At 49.0% G+C, this 22,161-nt stretch carries 15 protein-coding genes; all 15 read right to left on the bottom strand.

The window, feature by feature from the left end; genetic code table 11:
* Positions 1-304: 304 nt before the first annotated feature.
* Positions 305-1,636 (bottom strand): MFS transporter, encoded by a 1,332-nt coding sequence (locus ICC18_RS01430; RefSeq protein WP_223192246.1) that lies wholly within the window; start codon positions 1,634-1,636, stop codon positions 305-307.
* On the bottom strand, positions 1,623-3,245 hold the full coding sequence (locus ICC18_RS01425) for a PEP-utilizing enzyme (protein ID WP_188172596.1): 1,623 nt from the start codon (positions 3,243-3,245) through the stop codon (positions 1,623-1,625). Before ICC18_RS01425 ends, ICC18_RS01430 begins: the two co-directional genes overlap by 14 nt.
* A gap of 67 nt (positions 3,246-3,312) precedes the next feature.
* Positions 3,313-4,215, bottom strand: a complete 903-nt coding sequence (locus ICC18_RS01420) for a PEP/pyruvate-binding domain-containing protein (RefSeq protein WP_188172595.1) — start codon at positions 4,213-4,215, stop codon at positions 3,313-3,315.
* A 194-nt stretch (positions 4,216-4,409) separates the two neighbouring features.
* Positions 4,410-7,658 carry a DUF2961 domain-containing protein gene (locus ICC18_RS01415; protein ID WP_188172594.1) on the bottom strand — a complete coding sequence of 1,083 codons (3,249 nt, stop codon included), beginning with the start codon at positions 7,656-7,658 and terminating at the stop codon, positions 4,410-4,412.
* A gap of 282 nt (positions 7,659-7,940) precedes the next feature.
* Positions 7,941-9,302: an FAD-dependent oxidoreductase gene (locus ICC18_RS01410; RefSeq protein ID WP_188172593.1), complete on the bottom strand. Its 1,362-nt coding sequence runs from the start codon at positions 9,300-9,302 to the stop codon at positions 7,941-7,943.
* A gap of 11 nt (positions 9,303-9,313) precedes the next feature.
* Complete coding sequence (locus ICC18_RS01405) at positions 9,314-10,156, bottom strand: carbohydrate ABC transporter permease (protein ID WP_188172592.1); 843 nt, start codon at positions 10,154-10,156, stop codon at positions 9,314-9,316.
* Positions 10,146-11,087 carry a carbohydrate ABC transporter permease gene (locus ICC18_RS01400; protein ID WP_188172591.1) on the bottom strand — a complete coding sequence of 314 codons (942 nt, stop codon included), beginning with the start codon at positions 11,085-11,087 and terminating at the stop codon, positions 10,146-10,148. The genes ICC18_RS01405 and ICC18_RS01400 overlap by 11 nt, the downstream gene beginning before the upstream one ends.
* Before the next feature lie 24 nt (positions 11,088-11,111).
* Positions 11,112-12,440: an ABC transporter substrate-binding protein gene (locus ICC18_RS01395; RefSeq protein WP_188172590.1), complete on the bottom strand. Its 1,329-nt coding sequence runs from the start codon at positions 12,438-12,440 to the stop codon at positions 11,112-11,114.
* Positions 12,441-12,550: 110 nt separating this feature from the next.
* Positions 12,551-13,291 carry a response regulator transcription factor gene (locus ICC18_RS34500; RefSeq protein WP_188172589.1) on the bottom strand — a complete coding sequence of 247 codons (741 nt, stop codon included), beginning with the start codon at positions 13,289-13,291 and terminating at the stop codon, positions 12,551-12,553.
* Between the two features lie 4 nt (positions 13,292-13,295).
* On the bottom strand, positions 13,296-15,056 hold the full coding sequence (locus ICC18_RS34495; RefSeq protein WP_188172588.1) for a cache domain-containing sensor histidine kinase: 1,761 nt from the start codon (positions 15,054-15,056) through the stop codon (positions 13,296-13,298).
* A 116-nt stretch (positions 15,057-15,172) separates the two neighbouring features.
* Entirely contained in the window at positions 15,173-16,933 is a 1,761-nt protein-coding gene (locus ICC18_RS01380) for a glycoside hydrolase family 2 protein (RefSeq protein ID WP_188172587.1), read from the bottom strand.
* A 38-nt stretch (positions 16,934-16,971) separates the two neighbouring features.
* Positions 16,972-19,359: a family 43 glycosylhydrolase gene (locus ICC18_RS01375; RefSeq protein ID WP_188172586.1), complete on the bottom strand. Its 2,388-nt coding sequence runs from the start codon at positions 19,357-19,359 to the stop codon at positions 16,972-16,974.
* A gap of 32 nt (positions 19,360-19,391) precedes the next feature.
* Entirely contained in the window at positions 19,392-20,408 is a 1,017-nt protein-coding gene (locus tag ICC18_RS01370; RefSeq protein WP_188172585.1) for a hypothetical protein, read from the bottom strand.
* A 3-nt stretch (positions 20,409-20,411) separates the two neighbouring features.
* Positions 20,412-21,218: a carbohydrate ABC transporter permease gene (locus ICC18_RS01365; RefSeq protein WP_188172584.1), complete on the bottom strand. Its 807-nt coding sequence runs from the start codon at positions 21,216-21,218 to the stop codon at positions 20,412-20,414.
* Position 21,219: 1 nt separating this feature from the next.
* Positions 21,220-22,161, bottom strand: a complete 942-nt coding sequence (locus ICC18_RS01360) for a carbohydrate ABC transporter permease (RefSeq protein ID WP_312029464.1) — start codon at positions 22,159-22,161, stop codon at positions 21,220-21,222.

Below are 22,161 nucleotides of genomic sequence, written 5' to 3'. Positions count from 1 at the left end.
CGAAGATGAAGTTTCATTTTGCAATAACATTTAGGTTGAAGAGCTGGGTTTGCCATTAACGGTATTCATCTATGTATTTATCTGAATTGATTATAAACGATTAGGCAATGAATAGTACATAAGTATTATATAAATTAATACTTCTAGGCATTAATGACTAGTATTAAAATAAAATTAAAAAAGGATCCTCATTTACGGATATTGTAGGTTTAAGTGTAAAAGATATGTAACTTTAGTCATGTTTGAAAAACGGCGATCCTTCCCTGTTGAATACAGAGAATCGATCGCCGTGGGCAATAATTTGCTATGCCGCCCCCGCTTGATCCGAAGCGACTCGCCGCTCCGACAGTCCGCCGGAAACGAGCAGTCCTGCCAAAGCTACAGCCAGCAAGCTGTAGAACAATTCATGGTAGTCTATAAAAAGGCTAACCATGACGGATGCGGCCATGCCGCCGATATACCGGAACGTAGAGAAGATTCCCGAGGCAACGCCGGATACATCTTTAGGGACGGCTTGCAGCGAAGCGGTCTGCATGGAAGGCGTCCCCATACCCGAACCGATTCCTCCGACCAGCAAGACTAGCGCGATGTACGGGAAGGTCGGATACCAATAAATACCGAGAAATCCTAGCAATGCTGCAAAGGATATAGCGAAAGACAACAGGACAAGCCGCTTCTTGCCCAGACGCTCTGAAAGCGTCCCGCCAAACCATGAGCATGCGGACATCGCAAATGAGAAGATAAACAATAATATACCGACTCTTTGCACCGAGTAGCCGTATTCATTTTGCAGCAGAACGGGCATCACCAGAATCGTGCTGTACATGATGGCGTTGCTAAGCAAAATGGCGACGTTGGCGCTAGTGAACATACGGATCTTGAACAGTGTAAACTGGATAAGCGGCTCTCTGCATCGTCTCTCCTGCCAAATAAACAAGAAGACGGTAAGCGCCAAAATAGCTATCGTCCACACGTTCATCAACTTCGGGTGGGTGACGGCCAGTGTAAACAAAGTCAGTCCAGCGGTCAAGTACAAAGAACCTGGAATATCCAGGGCCGCTCCTCCAGCCTGTTTACGGCTTTTGGGCAAGTATCGCGCTGCGAGCAGCAGACTGAAAAGCGCGAACGGAATGTTGATCCAGAATATCGACGTCCAGCCCCATGCGCCAATCAGCACAGATCCAACAAGCGGGCCTATTGCCGCGCCTAGCCCCATTAACAGGCCGAACGTCCCGAACGTTCGGCCTAGCTTTTCCTTCGGCACAACTTCGCGTATCAATGCACTGGCGTTCGGAGACGCGATAGCGCCGCCAATCGCCTGCAGCGCCCGAAACAGGATGAGCCAAAGCAGATTAAACGACATTATGCAGGCGGCGGCTGCCACAAGAAATAGCAGCATGCCGAGCAGGAACATGTTCCGCTTTCCGTACAAATCCCCCAATTTCCCGGCAATGGGTTGAATGGTGGCCATTACAATCAAATAAATGGTAATCACCCAGGATACTTGAGTAAGGGTGACGCCAAGAGAATCGGCTATCGTCGGCAATCCTACGGCAATCATGGTGGAGTTGACGGGAACAAGGAACGTTCCCGTCAAGATGGAAGTTAAGATAAGCCGTTCATTAGGATTGCCCAAAATAAACCACTCCCTTGGTTCCGTCCACCGTCACTTTGTCCCCGTCTTTCAATAAGGAGGTGGCGACTTTGGAACCGACAACTGCAGGCAGCTTATATTCCCGGGCTACCGTCCCCGCATGAGACAAGATACCGCCGGCATCAGTCACAATCGCGCCTGCTATGGAAAACAGCACGGTCCAAGGAGGTGTCGTCGTTCTGCATACGAGAACATCACCGTTCTGCAATTTACCGAAGTCTTCCGCACCCCGTATGACTTTGACCGTACCGGTATATGTACCTTGCGAAGCCGCATATCCGGTAAATGTGCGCTCCTGCTCCTTGATTTCCGGCGGTTTGCCCCCGAATACCTTCTCGAGCACCGGATCCATCGGTACAGATGGCGTTCCGTAGAAAGGCGCCGCCTGCTTGCGCTTATTCGCCTCATGTTCGCCCTTGCGCGCTTCCACTTTGTCTTGATGGGATTCCGGCTGCGACAAAACCTCAAGCAGCTCATCCGCATAGAGATAGAAAATGTCACTCCTGCTGGCGACAATATCTTGCTCGACCAGCAAATCGCCGAGATTCAGCAGGAACAATCTCGATTTGGCAGGCAGCATCGCGTCGATGTAAAAATGATGGTCTTCATCCAATCCCCAGCTGTCGAGCGCCCACCCAAGCATGGTGATGAAAGTCTGCTTCAGTTCCCCTTCCGGCATCTTCGCAAGAACTTCGGCTGTCTTCAGTTCCCGACGCCTTACCGTCTGCTCGAATTCCCGGTCGAAATCATAGTCCTTCTGTACGTATGCGGAAATAAACTGCAAGGCATGCTCCGGATTCTCCACCCACGTCTCATCGTTGAATTCGTGAGAATTCGCCGTGCGGTAACCGTAGACCTCGAGCAGGTCCTGAAGTCGTGCAAGCAGCGTCCGTCCTGCCTCCCACTGCTGCAAATGCGTTTGGAAGCCGCCTTCCTGTGAAGATGCGAACAATGCGACCAGCTCCGGAGACGTTTTGGCCCAATCTGCCAGCTTCCACAGTTCCCGGTCTGTTTCAAGCGATTTATTCATCACGCCGGACAATAGCTCATAGATCACAACGGAATCGCTTTGGCCGGTCAATTGCGTGTACAACTGCTCAAGCGCTATAAAGGCGACGCGAGGCATAACGATCTCGAAGTGAAGCTGCCACGCTCTACGGTAAAAATCAATTAGCTCCTGTACCTTCTCCTTCGCCTCCGCCAAGCTGAGTTTCTGCTGCCTGGCATCATCCAAACGACGATAAAACGGTAAAAATTCGTTATCCACATATTCCTGAAGAATCTTATTAGACATCGGCAAGATCGGCCCTATCTGCTCCTTATGCTGCTGCAGCCGTTCCTCCGGATTGCCCGGATACGGAACATTTTCCTGATAAATACGTCCGTCCGCTAGTTTAAACCGGAACTGCAGAAGCGGAAACTTCAAATTTTCGAAGGCTAATTTGGTTCCCTCTGTTACCGCAGGGACCATAAAAGACGCGAACAACGGCGTCAGCGCATGCGACAAATGTACATCGTCCTGTACCCAAAAACCCTGCTGTTTCTCTTCTTCGGTAAGCGTGATTTGTTGTTGCAACGTTGCTTTGCTCATTGATAAACTCATCCTTTCATCATAGAACGTTGTATATTGGTGATGATTCATATAAAATGCAGCCAGTTTAGGCGGTAATCGGTCTGGCTTGCAAAATATACACGTGGCCGTCCTTCACGGCAAATTCGATATCAACCGGCATGCCGAAGAATGCCTCGATGGTTCGGGTCTGTTCGGCGATATCAAGAACCTGGGCATCGCTCAAACAGTAACGTCTTCGTTCTTCCTCTGTCGTTTCCACTTCCATCGTTTCCTTGTCCGCTGCGACGATCTTCAGTTCTTTGGGCCCGAGCTCCTTGTTCACTCGTCCATTCTGCTTCCCGACATAATAGCAATCTGGAGTGACCAGTCCTGATACAATCGCTTCCCCTAAACCGTAGCTTGCATTAATGACGATTTCATTGTGATTCCGGGTAACCGGATTCATGCTGAAGACGACGCCCGACACATCCGCCTGTACCATCTGCTGAACGAGAACGCCCATCGGCAACCTTTCGACATCCAAATCGACGTTTTTTTGACAAGCGTAATTTCGCACACGCGTCGAAAAGAGCGATGACCAGCACCGTTTCAGGCTTTCCAGCAGATGCGTCAAGTCCGTCACATTCAGAATCGTTTCATACTGCCCGGCAAATGATGCGTCTTCCAAATCCTCTGCTGACGAGGAAGAGCGCACCGCCACCCCGCCACCAAGCTTAGGCCCATCCTGAAGCGATTCGAAAGCGGCTGCAACCTCCCGAAATACTTCATCCGGCAATTCCGCATCGGCGAGCCGTTCGTCCATATCGGACCAATCCTGCTCATGTCCCAGCCCGTTAGCTGACATGAAACGATGCAGCGCGTCGGATGTAATGACAAACCCGCCCGGTATGCGGATATTTTGATTTGTCAATTTCGCGAGCTGCAGCGCTTTCGATCCAATCCTTCTTTTATGCTCACGGCAAGCCTCATGAAGTGTGACCGTATACAAAGCAAGCACTCCTTACAATGGAAATTTACAATTTCTTAACAAAACACATTGTAAGTTATTTCAGCGAAAAAACATGTAACTTTTTGTCATGCTTACAAAAAAAAATCAGCGACCGCTCCCTGTTCATACAGAGAATCGATCGCCGTGGGCAACTGCCCCCGGATCATCCGTCGGCAGCCTTGTAATATTGATGACTAGTCGTTTAGCAGCAAGCTTAATATATCGATTCCCGCGAGATAGCCGGTAGACGAGGCCGACTTACCGGTTACTTTTAGGGTGAGGGAGTGCTGGCCAGACTTCAGTTGCAGCTTTCCGAGATTGATCGGATCACTCTTCACGACGGTTGGGTTAAAGCCATCAAAGGCTTCACCTATGTTTTGCCCGTCGATTGATAACTGCACCACTCCGTAATCACGCGCTTTTGTTAATACTGCAGCAAGATCGTACAAACCATCCTGAGGCACTGTGAACGCAACGGTTGCGTAGTCACCCGGCTGCATACCAAATAACCACAGCTGTTTGTCGCCGGACCAGGTGACACCGCAGCAGTTACCCTGTGCCGTCACAAATGACGCCCTCGATTCCAATGCGGGCAGAAGCGCTTCTGCTTCTATAATTAGCTTGCTCCCGGTTGTAGCCTGAACTTCAGCGGAGGCACCGCCCGTATTACCTTCGTAATCGACGGCAGCGACCCGAAAACGCCAAGTTTCACGTAACCCTGCTTTATAGGTAATACCAGTCACGGTTGTCTCGCCTAGAAGCGTTTCCGGACCCGGCGTAAACCCGTTCTCGCGGCTTGCGTAGACCTGATAGTGCGCTACCCCTACATTGTCATTAGCGGGTTGCCACGATACACGAATTTCATTGGTCTCACCGCTTTCAGCTGAAAGCCCCGTCACTTCGTAAGGGGATTTACGGTCGTCCGACGGCTTAACGCGGCTATAAGCGATGTACTCCGCTGCGTGCCAGGCAGGTGCGCCGTCCTCGGGTACAATGCGGACCTTGATAGCCTTTTTACCGGAAGTCAGAGCAGCCGGCAGCTCAAAGCTATCGTCGAGCCAGCGCTGCTTATCGTTCCCGAGCGGTTGGAACCACCGGCCAGCGGGCTTCCCATCAATGTACACCTGCGCTGCTTGAGAGCGATCCTTCTGATCGCTAGTCCGCTGAAGCCGCACTCCGTCGTTCTGCTTATCTATTAAAAGCTGAAATTCTACAGCCCCCGTAGTGGTGCGACCAATGCCGCTAACCTGGATATGATCATCGTCGCCTTCATATACGGAAGTAAGATTCACAGGAGTGCTCACACTTTCTTCGAAGTACTGATGCGAGGTCTCACTGGCCTTATCACCGACATCAAGGGTATCCGTGCGTAGCAGTCCGTAGTTCGGTTGAGCATACATGTATGCAGTAGACGAATATAGCGCCGGTTCATTAGATACGGGACCGTGCTCGATGCCGAATCGCAGATGGTTCAAGTAAGAGATCGCATCACCGATAAAAAGCCGGTAGACGGAATCACACTCGTATGTGCAGCCGAGCCCGTTACGCTCGTGACCGGTGTTACCTGTCATCGGATTGGAATAAGTGCCGTAACTAAAGTACCAGCCCGACTCGTAAAAGTCCTCGGTTCCGGTGCCGTAGATCTGCGGAGTCTTCGCCCCGTCCACATACACCCTCTCGTCTCCCTCAAGGTAGTTGCGCGTATTTCCTGAAGTAATTTTGCCGTTCATCGTATGACTGACACCGACGAATTTACCGCGCCCGCTTATATCAGCAAAGATATAATCCTTCCCGTCAGCAACGTCTTCGCTTCGAGATAATGCTGTGAAATAGCCGGAATTACCATGTGGAGAAAGCTCTTTCGCCCATTGGTGACCAGGTGCCGATGCGACTTCTGCGTCAGCACTGCGAATCGTTTGACTTGAATGATTGATCAAGGTAACCGCTGCTGTCTCTCGATAGGGCATTAACCACCATGCCGAGTACCATCCGTCTTCGCTTGTATCCATTGCAAAGAACAATGACCGAACCGGATATTCACCAAGCCCCGATCCGAAAAATTCGCCAATCGGCGCATCGACAGTGTTTCGCCCGTCGAAAGAGATTTGAATTCGGGTATCGCGAAGTATCTCATCGGATGCAGCTATTCGCGCAGCTTCTTGCGGATCTAATGTTTCGGCCGGGTAACGGGCCGTGTTGGTGCCTTCCCACGTTTGCGCCTTGATCGAATAAGCGTGCTCATGCTCGTTCGTCTTGTGTGATGGCCCTACATCAAGGGTATCAGTCCTCTTGAGTTGTTCCCCGACATGTGAGTCAGCCCAATAGGCAAACTCATTAAAATCAAGGTCGGAAGAAATAAATTCATTGCGGATCACGACGGATGACTTCCCCCCCGTGACGGATTTAGGAAGTTCCACTGCCTGGTCGAACCACTGCCCATCCTTAGGAGGGATTGGCTTCCACTCGCCTGCTTCGACGCCGTCAACGAGGACACGAGCACGCTGGTTACCGATTTTCTGGTCAACACGGCGTATAAGCCGAACTCCCTCATTATTCGGATCGATTGAAATTCGAAACTCGCTATATCCGTTTTTGCCGAAGGCACGGCCGTCATCAGTAAAATCCTTTATTTTAGAGCCTATGACCTCGGGCAATCGCAAGCGCAGCTCATTGATCGCGCCTGGTCCGTTGAGTTTGGCCAAGGTAACCTGTTCTCCGGGTGCGAGTTCAAATTGCTTATTTGTCGTCTTAGTCCCTGAAACGATCGGTTTGGGATCACGCTGCCCTGCGGAACGCAGAAGCTCGATGACATCCTCTGCACGGTCATTAGGATCGAAAGTTTTTATGCCCTCGGCACTCGAGAAATTACGGTAGGTGACATGATAGAAAAACGGGTTATTTTGCGTCGTAATCCGCATGGATTGCCGATAGGGCATAGGCACCTTTACAACTACTCCGCCAGAGGACTCGCTGTAGCTGGCCACCAACGGATATACAAACGGGGCGCCGAGCTTCCCTTCGACCAGATCCTTCAAAGAAGCATCAATAATATGATTGCCGTCAAGCTCGATCCGGATTTTACCAGTTGCACTTAAATCACCGCCTCGTGTGAACCAGATGGACTCAATTTCACCGGGACCGGATGACTCGGCAATTACACAACCGACTGCCGATTGGCTAAGGCAGGAGTATGTGCCCTCAAAACCATCATTATTTCCCCCGCTTCGGTCGTAACTGGAAAACTGCCGGGTCTTGGTTCCTGACGCAAGCTCAGGTAACCGTTCCAAGTGCCTGTAGACATCCCAACCGACCGGCCCATTATCGTTTAATTGCATCTCTGTGTTATTCTTGGCGGTGGCAAGTGATGGAACCATCAACATACTGATGGCCATCAAGATTGTCATCGGCACGGTATAAATCTTACGAACAGGACGTTTTCGCATGCTAACATCGATCCTCTCACACGATTTATTGTAATGTTTCTTTGCCCGGCATCCTCGTTGAATTAAAGGCTGCATTGGATACCGTATAGAAATTCCCCCCTTTCATTTGGTTACATTATAAAATTTATAACAGGTACAAGTATTTATAATAAACATCAAAATTGTACGATAATACGCAAAACTCTATGGACTAGCAATTCACAATAAAAAGCTAAAAAGAAAAACCACTGCTATGAGTGGTTTCCATGTATAAAAGAAAATTCAAATCAAGACGGAACTTGTTCATTGAAATGCAATCGCATCGCCGAGATGAGCATGCCCTTCGATTAATTTCTGCTGCAGCTCTTTGACATCAATTTGATGCGGGGTAAGTCCGCGCAGCACCGCGATGCCGGCCGCTGTGCCCGCCGCTTGGCCCGTGGCCATGCAGCTTGGCGTCAGTCGCGTCGTCGCCAGCGCTTCATGCGTCGTGGAGATGCATCTTCCCGCACAAAGCAGATTGTCGATTATTTTCGGCAGCAGGCATCGGTACGGAATATCATAGGCTCCGTCTCCTTTGACCCATGCAGCGGTAACGCCATTGCCGGACGGATCGTGAATGTCGATCGGATACCCGCTGCGGGCGATGACATCATCGAACCTTCTGCCTTCCAAGACGTCCGCCACCTGCAGCGAATAACGCCCGTCGATACGGCGCGTTTCCCGAATGCCGATTTGCGCGCCGACCTGAGAGATCGACGCTTTCTCGAACCCGGGCAGACTGCTGGTCATGAAATCCGCGACCATCATCACTTGCTTGCGGCCCAATTCTTCCGCATCCGTCAATTGCTCCACGTTCGTTCCATCCAGCCCCTGTACGCGCGTCGTATTGACAAGCACCTCATCATCAGCCGGTCCGGTAAAAAACAACACCTGGTCGCGGTTGATCGGCAAATCCGCTTCCTTCCAATGCTTATAGAAGCCGAGCACGCCCGATAGCGGAAGATCCGCCAGTTCATCAAAAGGCGTTTTATGATAAAACTCCTCCGGATGCTCCAGCATATATTGCTTGACGCGGTTCAGATCAACTCCGCGCATACGGAATTTCATCGTCATCGGCTGCGTTTTGTTATCGCCGGCTCGCCCTTGCAGACATGGAGCGCCTGCTAAATAAGCAACGTCGGCGTCGCCTGTCGAGTCCACAAACACTTTGCCCCGCACATCGATGCGTCCCGATTTGGAAGTCAACTGAACCGATTGAATACGGTCTCCTTCGACTTCCACATGATCGACGAAGCTGTGAAGAATCAGCTTGACGCCGGCTTCTTTCAGCATGTCGATGGCAAGAATCTTATACACTTCAGGATGGTAAGGCGTAATCGTATGAACGAAGCCAACCGTATCTCTCAAGTGTCCCGGGGAAGCGCCCATGGCACTCAATCTGTCGATCATTTCCTGGGCAATGCCTTGAATGACCTGTTTTCCTTCCACCGTGTGGAAAGTCATCCAAGGATAGACGAGCGCTGCCGTCGACATGCCCCCGATAAATCCGTATCTCTCGATAAGTACCGTCCTCGCCCCGTTGCGCCCTGCGGCAATCGCCGCATTGACGCCTGCGGGTCCGCCGCCAATTACTACTACATCTGCATCTATCACTCGTGTCATGGTAAGTCCTCCTACTTCAAACCTGTGGTTGCGATACCGTCAATGAATTTCTTCTGTGCGACAAAAAACACCAGGAGCAGCGGCAACGTAGCCATGACTGATGCGGCCATCAAAAGATGCCAAGCGGTACCCGCCATATCCGTAAATAATTTCATCGCAACCGGAAGCGTAAACAGCTTGGATGAACTGATATAAATGAGCGGATCAAGGAAATCCTCCCAGCTGCTCAGGAATGTAAAAATAGACAGCGTGGCAAATGCGGGCGAAGCAAGCGGAACCATAATTCGCCAAAACGTCTGCCAAGGCGTGCATCCTTCGATCTCGGCAGCTTCATCCATATCTTTGGGAATCGTAATATAGAACTGTCTCAGCAGGAAAACGCCGAAGATTCCCCCCGCCCCCAAGATCGGCGGAACAATAAGCGTAAAATGGTTGTCAACCAGGTTCAGCTTGGAAAACCAAATGAAGTTCGGAATAATGGTCACTTCGTTAGGAATCATCATCCCGCTGAGTAGAATCAGAAACAGCACGTTTTTAAAACGAAATGAGATCTTCGCAAACGCATAGCCCGCCAGTGCCCCCACGATACAAGTGCCGATTGTAACAAGCACGGCAATGTATAAGCTGTTCCAGTATTGAGTCAGAAACAAAGGCTGTGTAACAAAGACTTGCTTGTAATTCTCCCAGACCATCGGGCTGGGAATCCACTGCGGAGGAAATTGAAACACTTTCGTTTCATCCTTCAGCGAAGTCGTCAGCATCCACAGAAAAGGAGTCAAAATAACGATAGAAACAAGGATAAGCAGCAAGTAGCGTATACCGTCGGTTATGATCTGCAGCGCTTTATTGTTCATGGTGCACCCACCTTTTCCGCAAATTCCATTGCATGATGGTCAAGAGCAGAACGAGGAAGAAAAGAATAAAGGCGACTGCCGAAGCATAGCCAAGGTCGAACGTCTTGAAAGCCAACTTGTAGATGTAATATACGAGCACGTGCGTACTATTCCCCGGTCCTCCATCGGTCATCACGACGATTTGCGAGAATACCTTTAAGGAACCGATAAGCGTAATAATCAAGGTTAAAAATAGCGACGGCGAAATCATCGGCAGCGTAATTTTCGTAAACTGCTTCCACTTGGAAGCGCCGTCAATCGTTGCGGCTTCGTAGTACATTTTGGGCACATCATGCAGGGCGGCCAAAAAGATAACCATATTCATGCCGACCTTCTTGAGTACGCTTACCACAATGACGACAGGCATGACAAGCTTGGTATCATACAACCATGCCGGACCTTCGATGCCCGCATAGCTGAGAAGCTGGTTCAGCAGCCCCGCATCGGTCGCAAACACATACTTCCAGACAATGGCCCAGACGATGATCGAAGTCACCACCGGGGTAAAAATGGCTGTGCGGAATATCCCCACCCCGCGCAGCTTATTGTTCAGCAGCAGCGCCAAGGACAGCGCCAGAATCAAGTTTAGCGGGATCAGTCCTGCCGAGAAGTACAGCGTATTCCACACCGATTTCCAGAACATATCATCTTTCGTCAGGACATGGATATAATTGTCCACACCGACGAAAGAAGTGGAATGAAGCAGCGAATAATCGGTAAAACTTAATCCGAGAGCGGCCACAATCGGACCCGCCATGAAGAACAGGAATCCCAGCATCATCGGGGCAATAAACAGATATCCATACACGGCGTTTCTTCGTTTCAACCGACTTCTATTCACCACGCCTGACAGATTGATCTCTCGCTTTTTCTCTATAGACACGGTACTCATGATGTTCTCCACTCCTTCGGGTTACTACTTGCCTAAGACAGGCGTGACATCCTGCTCCATTCTTTTCAATATGTCAGGGATCGGTGCGGATTGCGTGTAAATCGTGTCAAAATTCAGCCGCATCTTTTCATCGATTTTCTGGAAATTTGGGTAGCCCTGTCTGACTCGCGCCTGCGCCATCTGATCGAGTACGGCAATCTTCACGCTTTCAGGCGATGGACCTTGCTTCAGGAAGTCTTCGGATCCGAGAACGGATTTCCGGCTTGGCACAAAATACTGGGAAGTCACCGTCATATTTTCCGGATTGCTGAGGAATTTCACGAATTCTTTGGCTTCCTCTACGTTCGGGTTCCCCTTCGTTACAAAATAGGCCGCATAGCCGAGCGTTGTCCCCTGACCGCCGGGACCTTTGGGCATCGGCGCAATGTCCCACTCGAAATCTTTGACCGCCTTGGCCTTTCCCATGTAGCTGAACAGCTCCTGCTGCATGGCGATTTTGCCGGATTCAAACGTCGTTTGATCGCCTGGCTTCGGATGAATCTTGGATTTGAACATCGCGTCGCTGAAGGTTTGCAGCGCTTGTTCGCCTTGCTTCGTATTCAGCGTGAAACTCTTGCCGTCTTTGCTGAAGAAATCCGCTCCGTAAGCCCAAACCAGCGTCTGCAAAGATTCGGTCCAACTCGGATTCCAGCCGCCCGGACGAATCAGGTTAACACCGTAAATGCCTTTATCCGGCTGGGCAATCGCTGTTGCCGCCTTGGTCATCTCGTCATAAGTCCAATTGCCTTCCTTATAAAGCTCGCCAGGCGTTTTCAAGCCTTTTTCCTGGAACAGTTTCTTATTGTAGTAGATCATGTTAGGCGGTGTGGAAAAAGGAATGCCATACAGCTTCTCGCCCTGCGACACCAGCTCCAACGTAGAAGGAATCAGGTCGTCCGCTTTATAGGCGCTATCGGATTTAATGGAAGAGATATCTTCCAGCTGACCTGCATTCATAAATTGCGGAATCGCCCTTTCCATCAGCCATATCACATCCGGCGCCGTTCTGGACGCCATCATAACCGAAAGCTTTTGCTGATAGTCCGTACCCGGGATCGTCATAATTTCAACGCTTACATTTGGATGCGTTTTCCGGTATTTCTCGATCAGACCCTCGTACATTTTTTTATGCATATCATTTCCCCAAATACTGAAAGTCAGCTTAACATCCTTCGCCGGCGCTTTCGCGCTTGCCGCCGTTGCTCCCGGCGCCGCCGAGGCTCCAGCCCCGTTCCCTTTCGGTGCGGATGAACAGCCTGCGAACAGGCTAGCCGATACGATGACAGCGCTTAAACACAACAAACTTTTTCTCATATGCGAACCCTCTTTCTCATTTTTTAACCGCTTACAAGGTCGATTATAAAGAAAAAATCGCATCGAAATAACGACACGATTTCCATATTAGGTATAAAATCGTAAGATGTTTAGAGATCCCGAAATTCCGTCGGCGTGCACCCGTTATGCTGCTTAAACAAAGAAGCGAAATATTTATGGTTGGCAAATCCGCATAACTGCGCGATATCGGCAATCCGCATGGTCGTTTCCTTCAGCAGCTTCTTTGCTTTCTCAAGCCTGCGCTCCGTCACGTAATCGGACAAATTTTGTCCCGTTTCCCTTTTGAACATATCGGACAAATATTTCGGATGAAGGTAAACATGCTGCGCAAGCATCGGCAAGGAAATATCCTTATCGAGCGATTGGCCCACAAATTCCTTCACTTTACGGATCGTCAACCGTTCCTTATCGTCCTCCTGCTGCCCCGCATCTTTCGCCGCAACTTCATGCTTGCTGCCGCCGATCATCTCTTGCACCCGCCCAAGCACGCGGGCAAGCTCAACCCGGTCAATCGGCTTCAGCAAATAATCCAGCGTTCCATAACGCATCGCTTCCCTTGCGTACACGAACTCATCGTAACCGCTAATCACCACAACATGCATGCCCGAATGGGTTTGATGCACTTTTTTGATTAGTGCGATGCCATCCATTTCGCTCATCCGGATATCTGTAAGCATCAGATCTACATGATCTTGCGTTTTCAGCCACTCGATCGCTTCCTTCCCGCTGCTTGCTTCTGCGACGGAAAGTCCTGAAGTTATGACATCTTCGACGATTTTACGGAGGCCCTCTCTAATCTTCGTCTCATCCTCCACAATTAAAATCTTCACTTCGTTATTCCTCCCATTGAAAAGGCAGCCTTAATACGATAGTTGTGCCCTCCGATCCTGCCGACGACTGGATGGATAGCCCGTAAGATTCGCCATATAATAACCTGAGTCTTTGATGTATGTTACGTAAAGCGAATCCTTTTGACCTTTGACCGGATGCGGATTCTTGTGTAAGTTCATGCTGCTGCGCTAATCTTGTCTCGATCAGCTTCATTCTTTCAGCAGGTATCCCGACCCCGTTATCCTGGACATAAATAAACAGATCATTGTCCTCGGCTCTCGTATAAATCGTCACCTTCAAGGGACGGGAACCGGGGCCGTGCTCTATGGCGTTCTCTACCAACGGCTGAAGAATCAGCTTTGGTACAAGCGCATACTCATGTAAAAAATCGACCCGCAGCTCGCTGTCCAGCTTGTCTTCCAAGCGAAACGTCTGGATATTCAAGTAGCTTTCGACAAAAGCCAGCTCATCCTTCAAATAAACGAGCCGTTCCTGCTTATTCACCGTATACCTCAACAGCTTGCCAAGGCTTGTAATAACGTCCGAAAGCTCCGTGTTGCTTTGTTTGTGCGCCGCCATACTGATCGATTCCAACGTGTTATATAAAAAATGGGGATTGATCTGGCTTTGCAGCGCGTTCAATTCCGATTCCTTCTCTCTGAGCCGCAGCTCGTACATATCCTTGATCATCGACTCCAATTGGGACACCATCGTATTGAAGCCCTCCGTCAGGAGACCGATTTCATCATTCGAATAAACTTCCGCCCGCTCGTGGAATTCCCCGTTCTGCACTCGCCTCATTTTTTTCTGCAGATGCCCGATCGGCTTCACCATCCTGCTTGAGGTAAATACTGCCGCCACGTATGCCATGAGCAGGGAGCATAGAGAAATCCAGAGCGTATATGTGGTCATTTGCTTCGCTTCAGAAAGCACGTCTTCCCTTGGAATGAGCCCAACGATTTGCAGCACTCCGTAAGCCGTAGCGCGGCTGGAGACAAGGACATCTCTAGTACTCTTGTTTACAATGTCCTGGTAGCTGTCGCCGCGGCTGTCCGAAAACGGATAAACACGCTTGAAATCTTCGTTAAACACATATAACTGGCTATTCTTGGTTACTTTAACGGAAGAAACAATTTTTTGAAATCCCGCGTTAGTAAGATCCGCCTTCACGTATCCGAGATCCTGATTCGTTACCGGGTCCTTAATCAGTCTGGCTAAGGAAAGCACTTCCTTCGGCGCCTCCAGGTAGTAGCTGCCTTCCATTGGCGGAACAATCGTAAGGCCGCCGTCCTTCCACTTCGCCTGCTGCATCCAGCTGTTGGACTCCGGTTTCCAACTCAAGCGGATCGTCTCCTGCAAATTACTGAACAAACTGCCGTCGAGCGCAAAAATGAACAGACCTTCCATTTCCGTTTGCTCAATGATGCCGGTTGAAATAAGCTGATTCATCTTGGAGATCTCGTCGACCTTCAGATAGCTCTCATTTTGCAAAGGCCCCCTGTGGTTTTTCAGAATTTGCAGCACATCAGGATTATAATATAAGGCAATCGTAATCCGGTCCATCTCTTTTATATACCGTTCCAGATTAATGGTAACTTGCTCGACGATCTGCTCCGAGTAAGCCTCCGCATTTCTCTCGCTATTCGCTGAATATTTCTGATAGGCAAGCAGCCCGCTGATTATAAATGGAAGCGTAATCATTACGCAAAATAAAATGATGAACTTGGTTCGAAGCGATACAAAAAGCCGTCTTATGGCTCTCACACCCTGTCATGTAAAGGTTGCCTTATGTGTATTATATACTATATCTTCTAGACGGGCAGGACAACAAAAAAAACATAACCTAAGCCCATTCAAGGACTTAAGCTATGTTTTTTCATTTAAGAGAGATTGATTTCTTTAATAAGTTCCAACGCGACCTTTGGCTTTCGGTCCTCGGTAAGCAATCCGTTCACTTCCTGCTGAACATCCGTAATCTGCGTATAGCAATATCCGCATACATATTCCGTATCCTTGATCGCCTGCGTGATACTGCGGAATCGCTCAAGGAAAGCCGCCTCATTATCAACCTGGTTTCCATATCCCCAGCCTTTATCTGTTTTAAAAGCAATGCCCCCAAATTCTGAAATGATGATTGGCTGGCCTCGATACGCATATCCTTGAGCCATCGCGTACTTCAAATGATTAAATGAAAATTCATTGTTAGTAACCGCATGTTTGTCTGCATATCGCTTGGAAAATGCCTCGCCGCGTTCTTCGTAATCATGAAGCGTCAGTATGTCGGAAACGGTATGCTCCCAACCGTCGTTCACCACGACAGGGCGATGCGGGTCCAGCGATTTGGTCAGATGATAAATGCCCTCAGTAAATTTCTGCTGCTGGGCATGCGTTAAAATTTGCTGAATGCCCCATGATTCATTAAAAGGCACCCATGTCACAATACTTGGATGATTGTACTGCTGGCGGACGATTTCGACCCATTCCGTGGTGAAGTTGTCGACCGCCTCGTCATTGAATTCGAACGTCGCCGCCATTTCCGACCAGACAAGCAGACCTAACACATCGCACCAGTACAGAAATCTGGAATCTTCAATTTTCATGTGCTTCCGGACCCCGTTGTAACCCATCGCCTGAACAGCACGGATGTCCTCGATCAACGCTTCCTCCGAAGGCGGCGTCAGGTGGCTTTCCGGCCAGTAGCCCTGATCGAGAATGAGGCGCTGGTAGTATGGCGTGTTATTGAGCAGCACTTTGCCTTTTTCGATCGATACCTTTCGCATTCCAAAATAGGAATACACATGGTCAATAATCGTATCCTCTTCATAAAGGACGAATTCCACATCGTAAAGGTTCGGTCTCTCCGGCGACCATGTCTTCACTTTCCACGGCCCGTTCGCCTCATGGAACAACTCCACATCGAGCCCAAGCCACGGGCGATCGATGACTAAACTGGATTGTTTAATCAATTGGTCCTGAAGGCTGATCCGCGTTTCCAGACGGAGCTGTTTGGAAGAGGCAGCTCTGTGCGTCTGGTACTCAAAGCGAACCGAGTTGCGGTCGATATCGGGCGTTATTTTAACGGACTTGATATATGAAGGGGCCACATACTCCACCCATACACTCTGCCAAATGCCTGTGGTCTGCACATAAAAACACTCAAAATTGTTATCGATCCAGCGCTGTTTGCCTCGCGGTTGCGTACAGCTTTGCGAATCTTCCGCCTTCAGCACGATGCGGTTGTCCGCTCCAAATTGAATGTAAGGCGTAATGTCAAAAGAAAATGCTGCATATCCGCCTTGATGCTGACCGACTTTGGTTCCGTTAACCCATAGCTTCGCTATATAATCCACGGCCTGAAAATGGAGAATGACTTTATTGCCTTCCTGCTCCATAGGGATAGCGAGCGTGCGTTCGTACCATACGTTCGGATGAAACGTTTCTTCGCCAATGCCGCTTGCTTTCGTCTCGTAAGTAAAAGGAACCGTAATTTTGAGATTTCCATTCAACTGCCGATACCATTTCTCCGATTCTCCGGCATTGTCATCATCAAAACGGAAGTCCCATTCTCCGTTCAAGCTGAGCCAGGATTGGCGTACGAATTGCGGTCTTGGATAATCTTTGATATACATTTTAGTCGTCATGGTTTTTCTTTCGCTCCTTATGAATCTATATTTTTGTGCTATTGCAAACGAACTTGATGAAAAATAATATCGGAATGATTGGAAAGGAGACCGATCTTCCCATGCGTATAAGCTCTCGGGTCGAAATAATCGATAACGGGATCCGGCGATCCGTTCCAATAAACGCGAATTCTATTGCCGGATACTTCAACACTCATGCGGTAAGCAACTTCTTTTTGAATGTCCAAAGGTACGCTTTGCAGCACTTCCTGTTTCCCGTAATTCACTTTTTTCAGCGAAAGTCCATCTTGATCCACGGACGCGTAATATCCTGTAAATGCATCATGAACTTGATGCGGGTAGTAAGATTCATGGACGGATCGTATCAGTAAGCCGGCATCGCTTGTCGGGTCGGTCGGATAGTGGAACTCGGCATCCATTCGGTAATCGGTCCAATCTTCGCTGCCTGCGAATGTTTTGATGTACTCATGCGAGCGGGTTTCATATCCGCCGTCCACAGGAATCCACATGCCCACCATCCGTTTCGGCACATTTTCGATGGGCGTAAAAGCTTCTCCGCTTGAATAAAACGTCATCGTTCGGAACGAAAGCGAGCCTCTCAGAACACTGACTTTTAGTCCGGCATAGCCTTCTTGAAGTTCCATACTTCCTATGCGTATTCGTTCCCACTTTGAGTCCGTATGACCTCTTCCCTGCAGCACAAACTGCTGCTTCTCCCCGCCTGCGGCAATTTCAATGGTTGTCTCATCTTCAACAGGCAGCAAATCCATATCGATGCCATAAGTTCCTGCCTTCTTAACCTGAACATGATACTGAAGCCAGTCATCGGCGTTAGGCAATTCGGCTGAGCGACTGCCGTCATCCGTAACTCGTTTGTCGTCCGATCCTGCATCGGAATAACCACGGCCCTTGTCTTTCAAGTGATGCACAGCCTCGATGTTACCAGGTATCGGTTTAACGGTTTCATGGTCGCTGCTTCCCCCTGCGTCGTTGCTATAAGCTGTGAATAAAATAGCAGGAACCGCCGAGATATCGTACAAGTAGCCAATTTTACCGCCTCGGACCTGAGTATCTGCCTCGATTTTGTGCATCTGGTCCCAATACACGTGAATAGCCCCGTCATAACATTCAACCCGGACGGTATGCAGCTTGCTTAAATCCGTTTCATTAGGGAGCTGTGCTTTGGATAACAGACTCGCATTTCCATCCTTTACAGCATGTAAAGTCAGCTCATGATTTCCGTTCACACCAGCAAACATATAATTTTTCCCATTCTCGTATGCAAAAACGACACCCATGCTTGGTGAGGCTCCACCCGCTGCCATGGCGCGGAAATTATACTCCGCTGTGAACGTCGGGTCAGTCTCGGATTCGCTGACGACGAACGTCATCCCCTTCATCTGCTCTTGCTTCCAACCGGCCGTAGTTCCGGGAAGCACCTCTTTCGATGCAAAATCAGGCATGCGGGCTGCAGGCCGGTTCATGTCATAAGTAGGCCCAAGCAGCGACATGCGATCGCCGTTAAACTGCAAACGGTCAATGTTCAGCATGCGTATGGGAGGACCTTTCGTTGAAGCTCCTATCAGATTGTGATAGACCAAATAATACGAGTCCAGATCAGGCCCGAGCACCGTCGAACTGTGGCCAAGGCCGTTAAACGCGTCATCGGTGCTGATCACGAACGGATTGTTTTTCGGCGTTCGGTACGGACCTAACGTTCCTTTGTCGGAAATGGAATACTGGATTCGGTAACCGGTACTGAAGACATGATTACCTGTATACGTCATCAGGTATTTACCGTGTCTTTTCCATATCATCGAGCCCTCTGTCCAGTGCTGCATGTAGGCTTCCGGGATCAACCTGGCCGAACCGAACGTATAAGGATCGGTCATTTCGTGGGCCACGATGCCCCGGTCGGATGCACGCGTAAAATACCATTTGCCGTCATCGTCAACGAACACCGAGCCGTCGATCGTCATTCCCAGATTTTCCGTCTGAATCTTAAACGGACCTGTGGGACTGTCGCTGCGCAGCACATAATGTCCGCCGCCTCCAGGAGACGTGTACATATAGAAATAACCGTTCCAATAGACGACTTCCGGCGCGTATGCGCCTTGGGTCAAAGGCTCCTCTGTAACGAGTCCCTCCGGCTTCCAATTGGCTAGATCTGCCGAGCTCCACGCCTTAACGCCAATCTGATCGTCCCGCGTACTGCAGTACAAATAGTACATGCCGTTATAGCGAAGTACAAAGGGATCGCCGATTCCGTATTCGTCCCACTCTTCAGCCAATTCCATAGGATTGCTATAGGTAGCGGACTGACTCCACTTCTTCATATCCATGCGCTGCGGCCCCTCTTCCCGGCAAGAAGCAAGAATGAGTACAAAGCTGATCATCATCACGAGAAAAAGTATGCGCCTCTTCACATCTTCGCTCCTTCCTTGAGATATGTTTGTGCTCACCCGCTGACGGAGACCTTGGACTTCAACGTTTTCGTAATCGTGATCCGAATGAAAAAGCTAATGAGAAGGAGCATACCGACAGCGAACCAGAAGCATTCAGCCGTGCTTAACAATAGCTGTCCCTGATTGTGCTTTAAAGTAAAAATCATCATATTGCTCAGCAGCAGATAAAGCAGCACGTTTTGACCTAAAACTAGCAAAAAGCTCGCATACCTCAATCCGGAAGCCAGCGCCTTAGCAGCGAGGAAGTACACATAAAGCAGGAAAGCCGAGCTTAGAATCCAATAAATGGATGGCGGGAATCGTTCAGGCAAGCCATGCTTAACTGCGACATAAACGATAAAGATACCTGATGATATGAGCGAGCCGACCATAAACTTCCAGTCCCGGCCCAGCTTATAGCGTGATGCGTACATCCCTATCAAATAGTACGGGAAGTATTGGAGCACAGGAAAAGCGGCAAATCGCTTCGATCCTATCAATATTCCCAGCTGATTCACAGTCACTTGATCATAAGGGATCCAGGTTGCTGCCAGCAGCGCGAGAACAATCGTCCAAAATATGATTTTGCGCTCGACAAGCCAAATCAACGGTTTAAATAACGCCAACCCGACGAGCATAATCAGCGAGAACGATACGAGAAACTCCGACCATCCGGGAATATCCTGCAGAATGAGAATCGGCTTGATCGTCTCCCACTCTAAGAGCTTGTGATCCAGATACAACCGGTAATACGTACCGGATATATAGAATGCAACTAATGTTTTCAACGCAGTAGAGAGCATTCTTCCATACACGGCTCTGAATGGCTTGCTATAATAAGCCAATTGACCGACGTATCCAAAACTAAATACAAAGCCGGAAAAAGTAACGATATTCATAACATCGATCACTTGCTGCGCCCCGGCAAAAATCTTGGGATCGCTGAAAAACTGTAAAATATGGCAGTATACCATGCCGATCACGAGCAAACCTTTGAACACATCGATGCTGTAGTCTCTCTCTTGGTTCATGCATTACCCCTTAATCCCTGAAAAGCTCAACCCTTTGACGATTTGCCGCTCAAAAAATAAGAAAGCGAGCATGACAGGAATGGAGGAGACGGAGTTGATCGCCATCGGTCTCACATAATCTTCCGAATACTGGGACATGAGGGTAGGAATCCCCATTGGCAGCGTGAATAATTCTTCGGATGTAATCGCGATAAATGGCCACAAAAAGTTGTTCCATTGGCCGATGAACGTCAGAATGACGATCGATGCCAAAGCCGGCTTCGCAAGAGGCAGTACAATACTGCTGTAAATCCTCAGTTTGCTTCCCCCGTCCATCTCGGCGCTTTCCAGAAGCTCATTAGGAACCGCAGCGAAAAAGCTGGCCAACACAATAACCGCGAACGGAGATGCAACTGCCGGTAAAATCAAGCCCTGGTACGAATCCAGCATGCCCAAATCCTTGACCACCTGATAAAGCGGAATCAGCGTCGCTTCTCCAGGAATTAACAATCCGGCCAAGATGAAAACGAAGATGAATTTCCGATACCGGAACTTGATCTTGGACAGCGCAAAAGCGCTCATCGAGCAAAACAGCAACGTCATCAGCGTAACGATGGAAGCAACGACGAGGGAGTTGAACATCCACCTCATCAACGACGTTTCTTGAAAAATATATGCGTACGTCTCAAACGTATAAGGCGGCTTATACCAATCGAGTACTCCGGTAATTTTCATCCCTTCATCTTTAATCGAAACGATCAGCATCCAAGAGATCGGCACTAGAAAAAGCAGCGCTAAAATGAACGATAATGTCAAGCGAAGAGCCCGCATTTTAGATCTCCTCCTTCTTGGCGTTCATTCTCATCTGAATCAAGGATACGATCAGAAGTATGGCAAAAAGCGCATAGGACATCGTCGCTGCATAGCCCATGTGATTATTTTTGATTCCCTCTTCGTAAATGTACTGAATGATGGGGCGCGTATCTGTGCCCGGCCCGCCTCGCGTAATGATGTAGATTTGTAAAAACACTTTATAGGATGCAATAATTTGCAGCAGCAAAATAGTTTTCGTAATCGGCCCTAGCAGCGGGAGCGTAATTCGGAAAAACATTTGACGTTCCGTGGCGCCGTCAAGTCTTCCCGCTTCGTAGATATCATCCGGAATATCCTGCATCGCCGATAAATACAAGATCATATTGACACCAACCGTCCACCAAAGTGTAATGGCCGTTATCGCGATCCATGCAAGAGAGGTTTCCGTAAGCCAGAATATTTCCTGATCTGCCGAAAGAATGCCCAGTAATTTAAGTAAATTGTTCAAAAAGCCCGTGTAAGGTTGAATAACGAACAGACCTACGTAGGAAACGACCGACACCGATAAGACAGACGGCAAGAAAAATACACTGCGAAAAAACTTCTGAAGACGTGTCTTCTGATTCGCGATTACGGCGAGAAGCAAAGCGAATACCAGCATGCTTGGCGTAGATAAAATGACAAAATAAGTAGAATGCCAGATCGCGCTCCAAAAATTTGCATCCTTGAGCATTGTCGCGTAATTATCCAGGCCGACAAAGTCCATTTTTTTAATCAATGTCCAGTCGTACAGACTCATCTGGAGTCCCTTGATCATAGGGAATATCGTAAATACGACGTATAGTACCAAAAAAGGCAAAAGAAATAAGAAGGCCAGAATATCCAGCCGCCATTGTTTGGCATTGGTCTTTGCTTTTACGCTGACAGCAGTTTTCTCCAATTCGATCTCGTTTGTGGTCAC

The organism is Paenibacillus sedimenti, from assembly GCF_014534655.1.
Classification (GTDB): Bacteria; Bacillota; Bacilli; order Paenibacillales; family NBRC-103111; genus Paenibacillus_E; species Paenibacillus_E sedimenti.
This window is presented reverse-complemented; position numbering and strand designations above follow the sequence as displayed.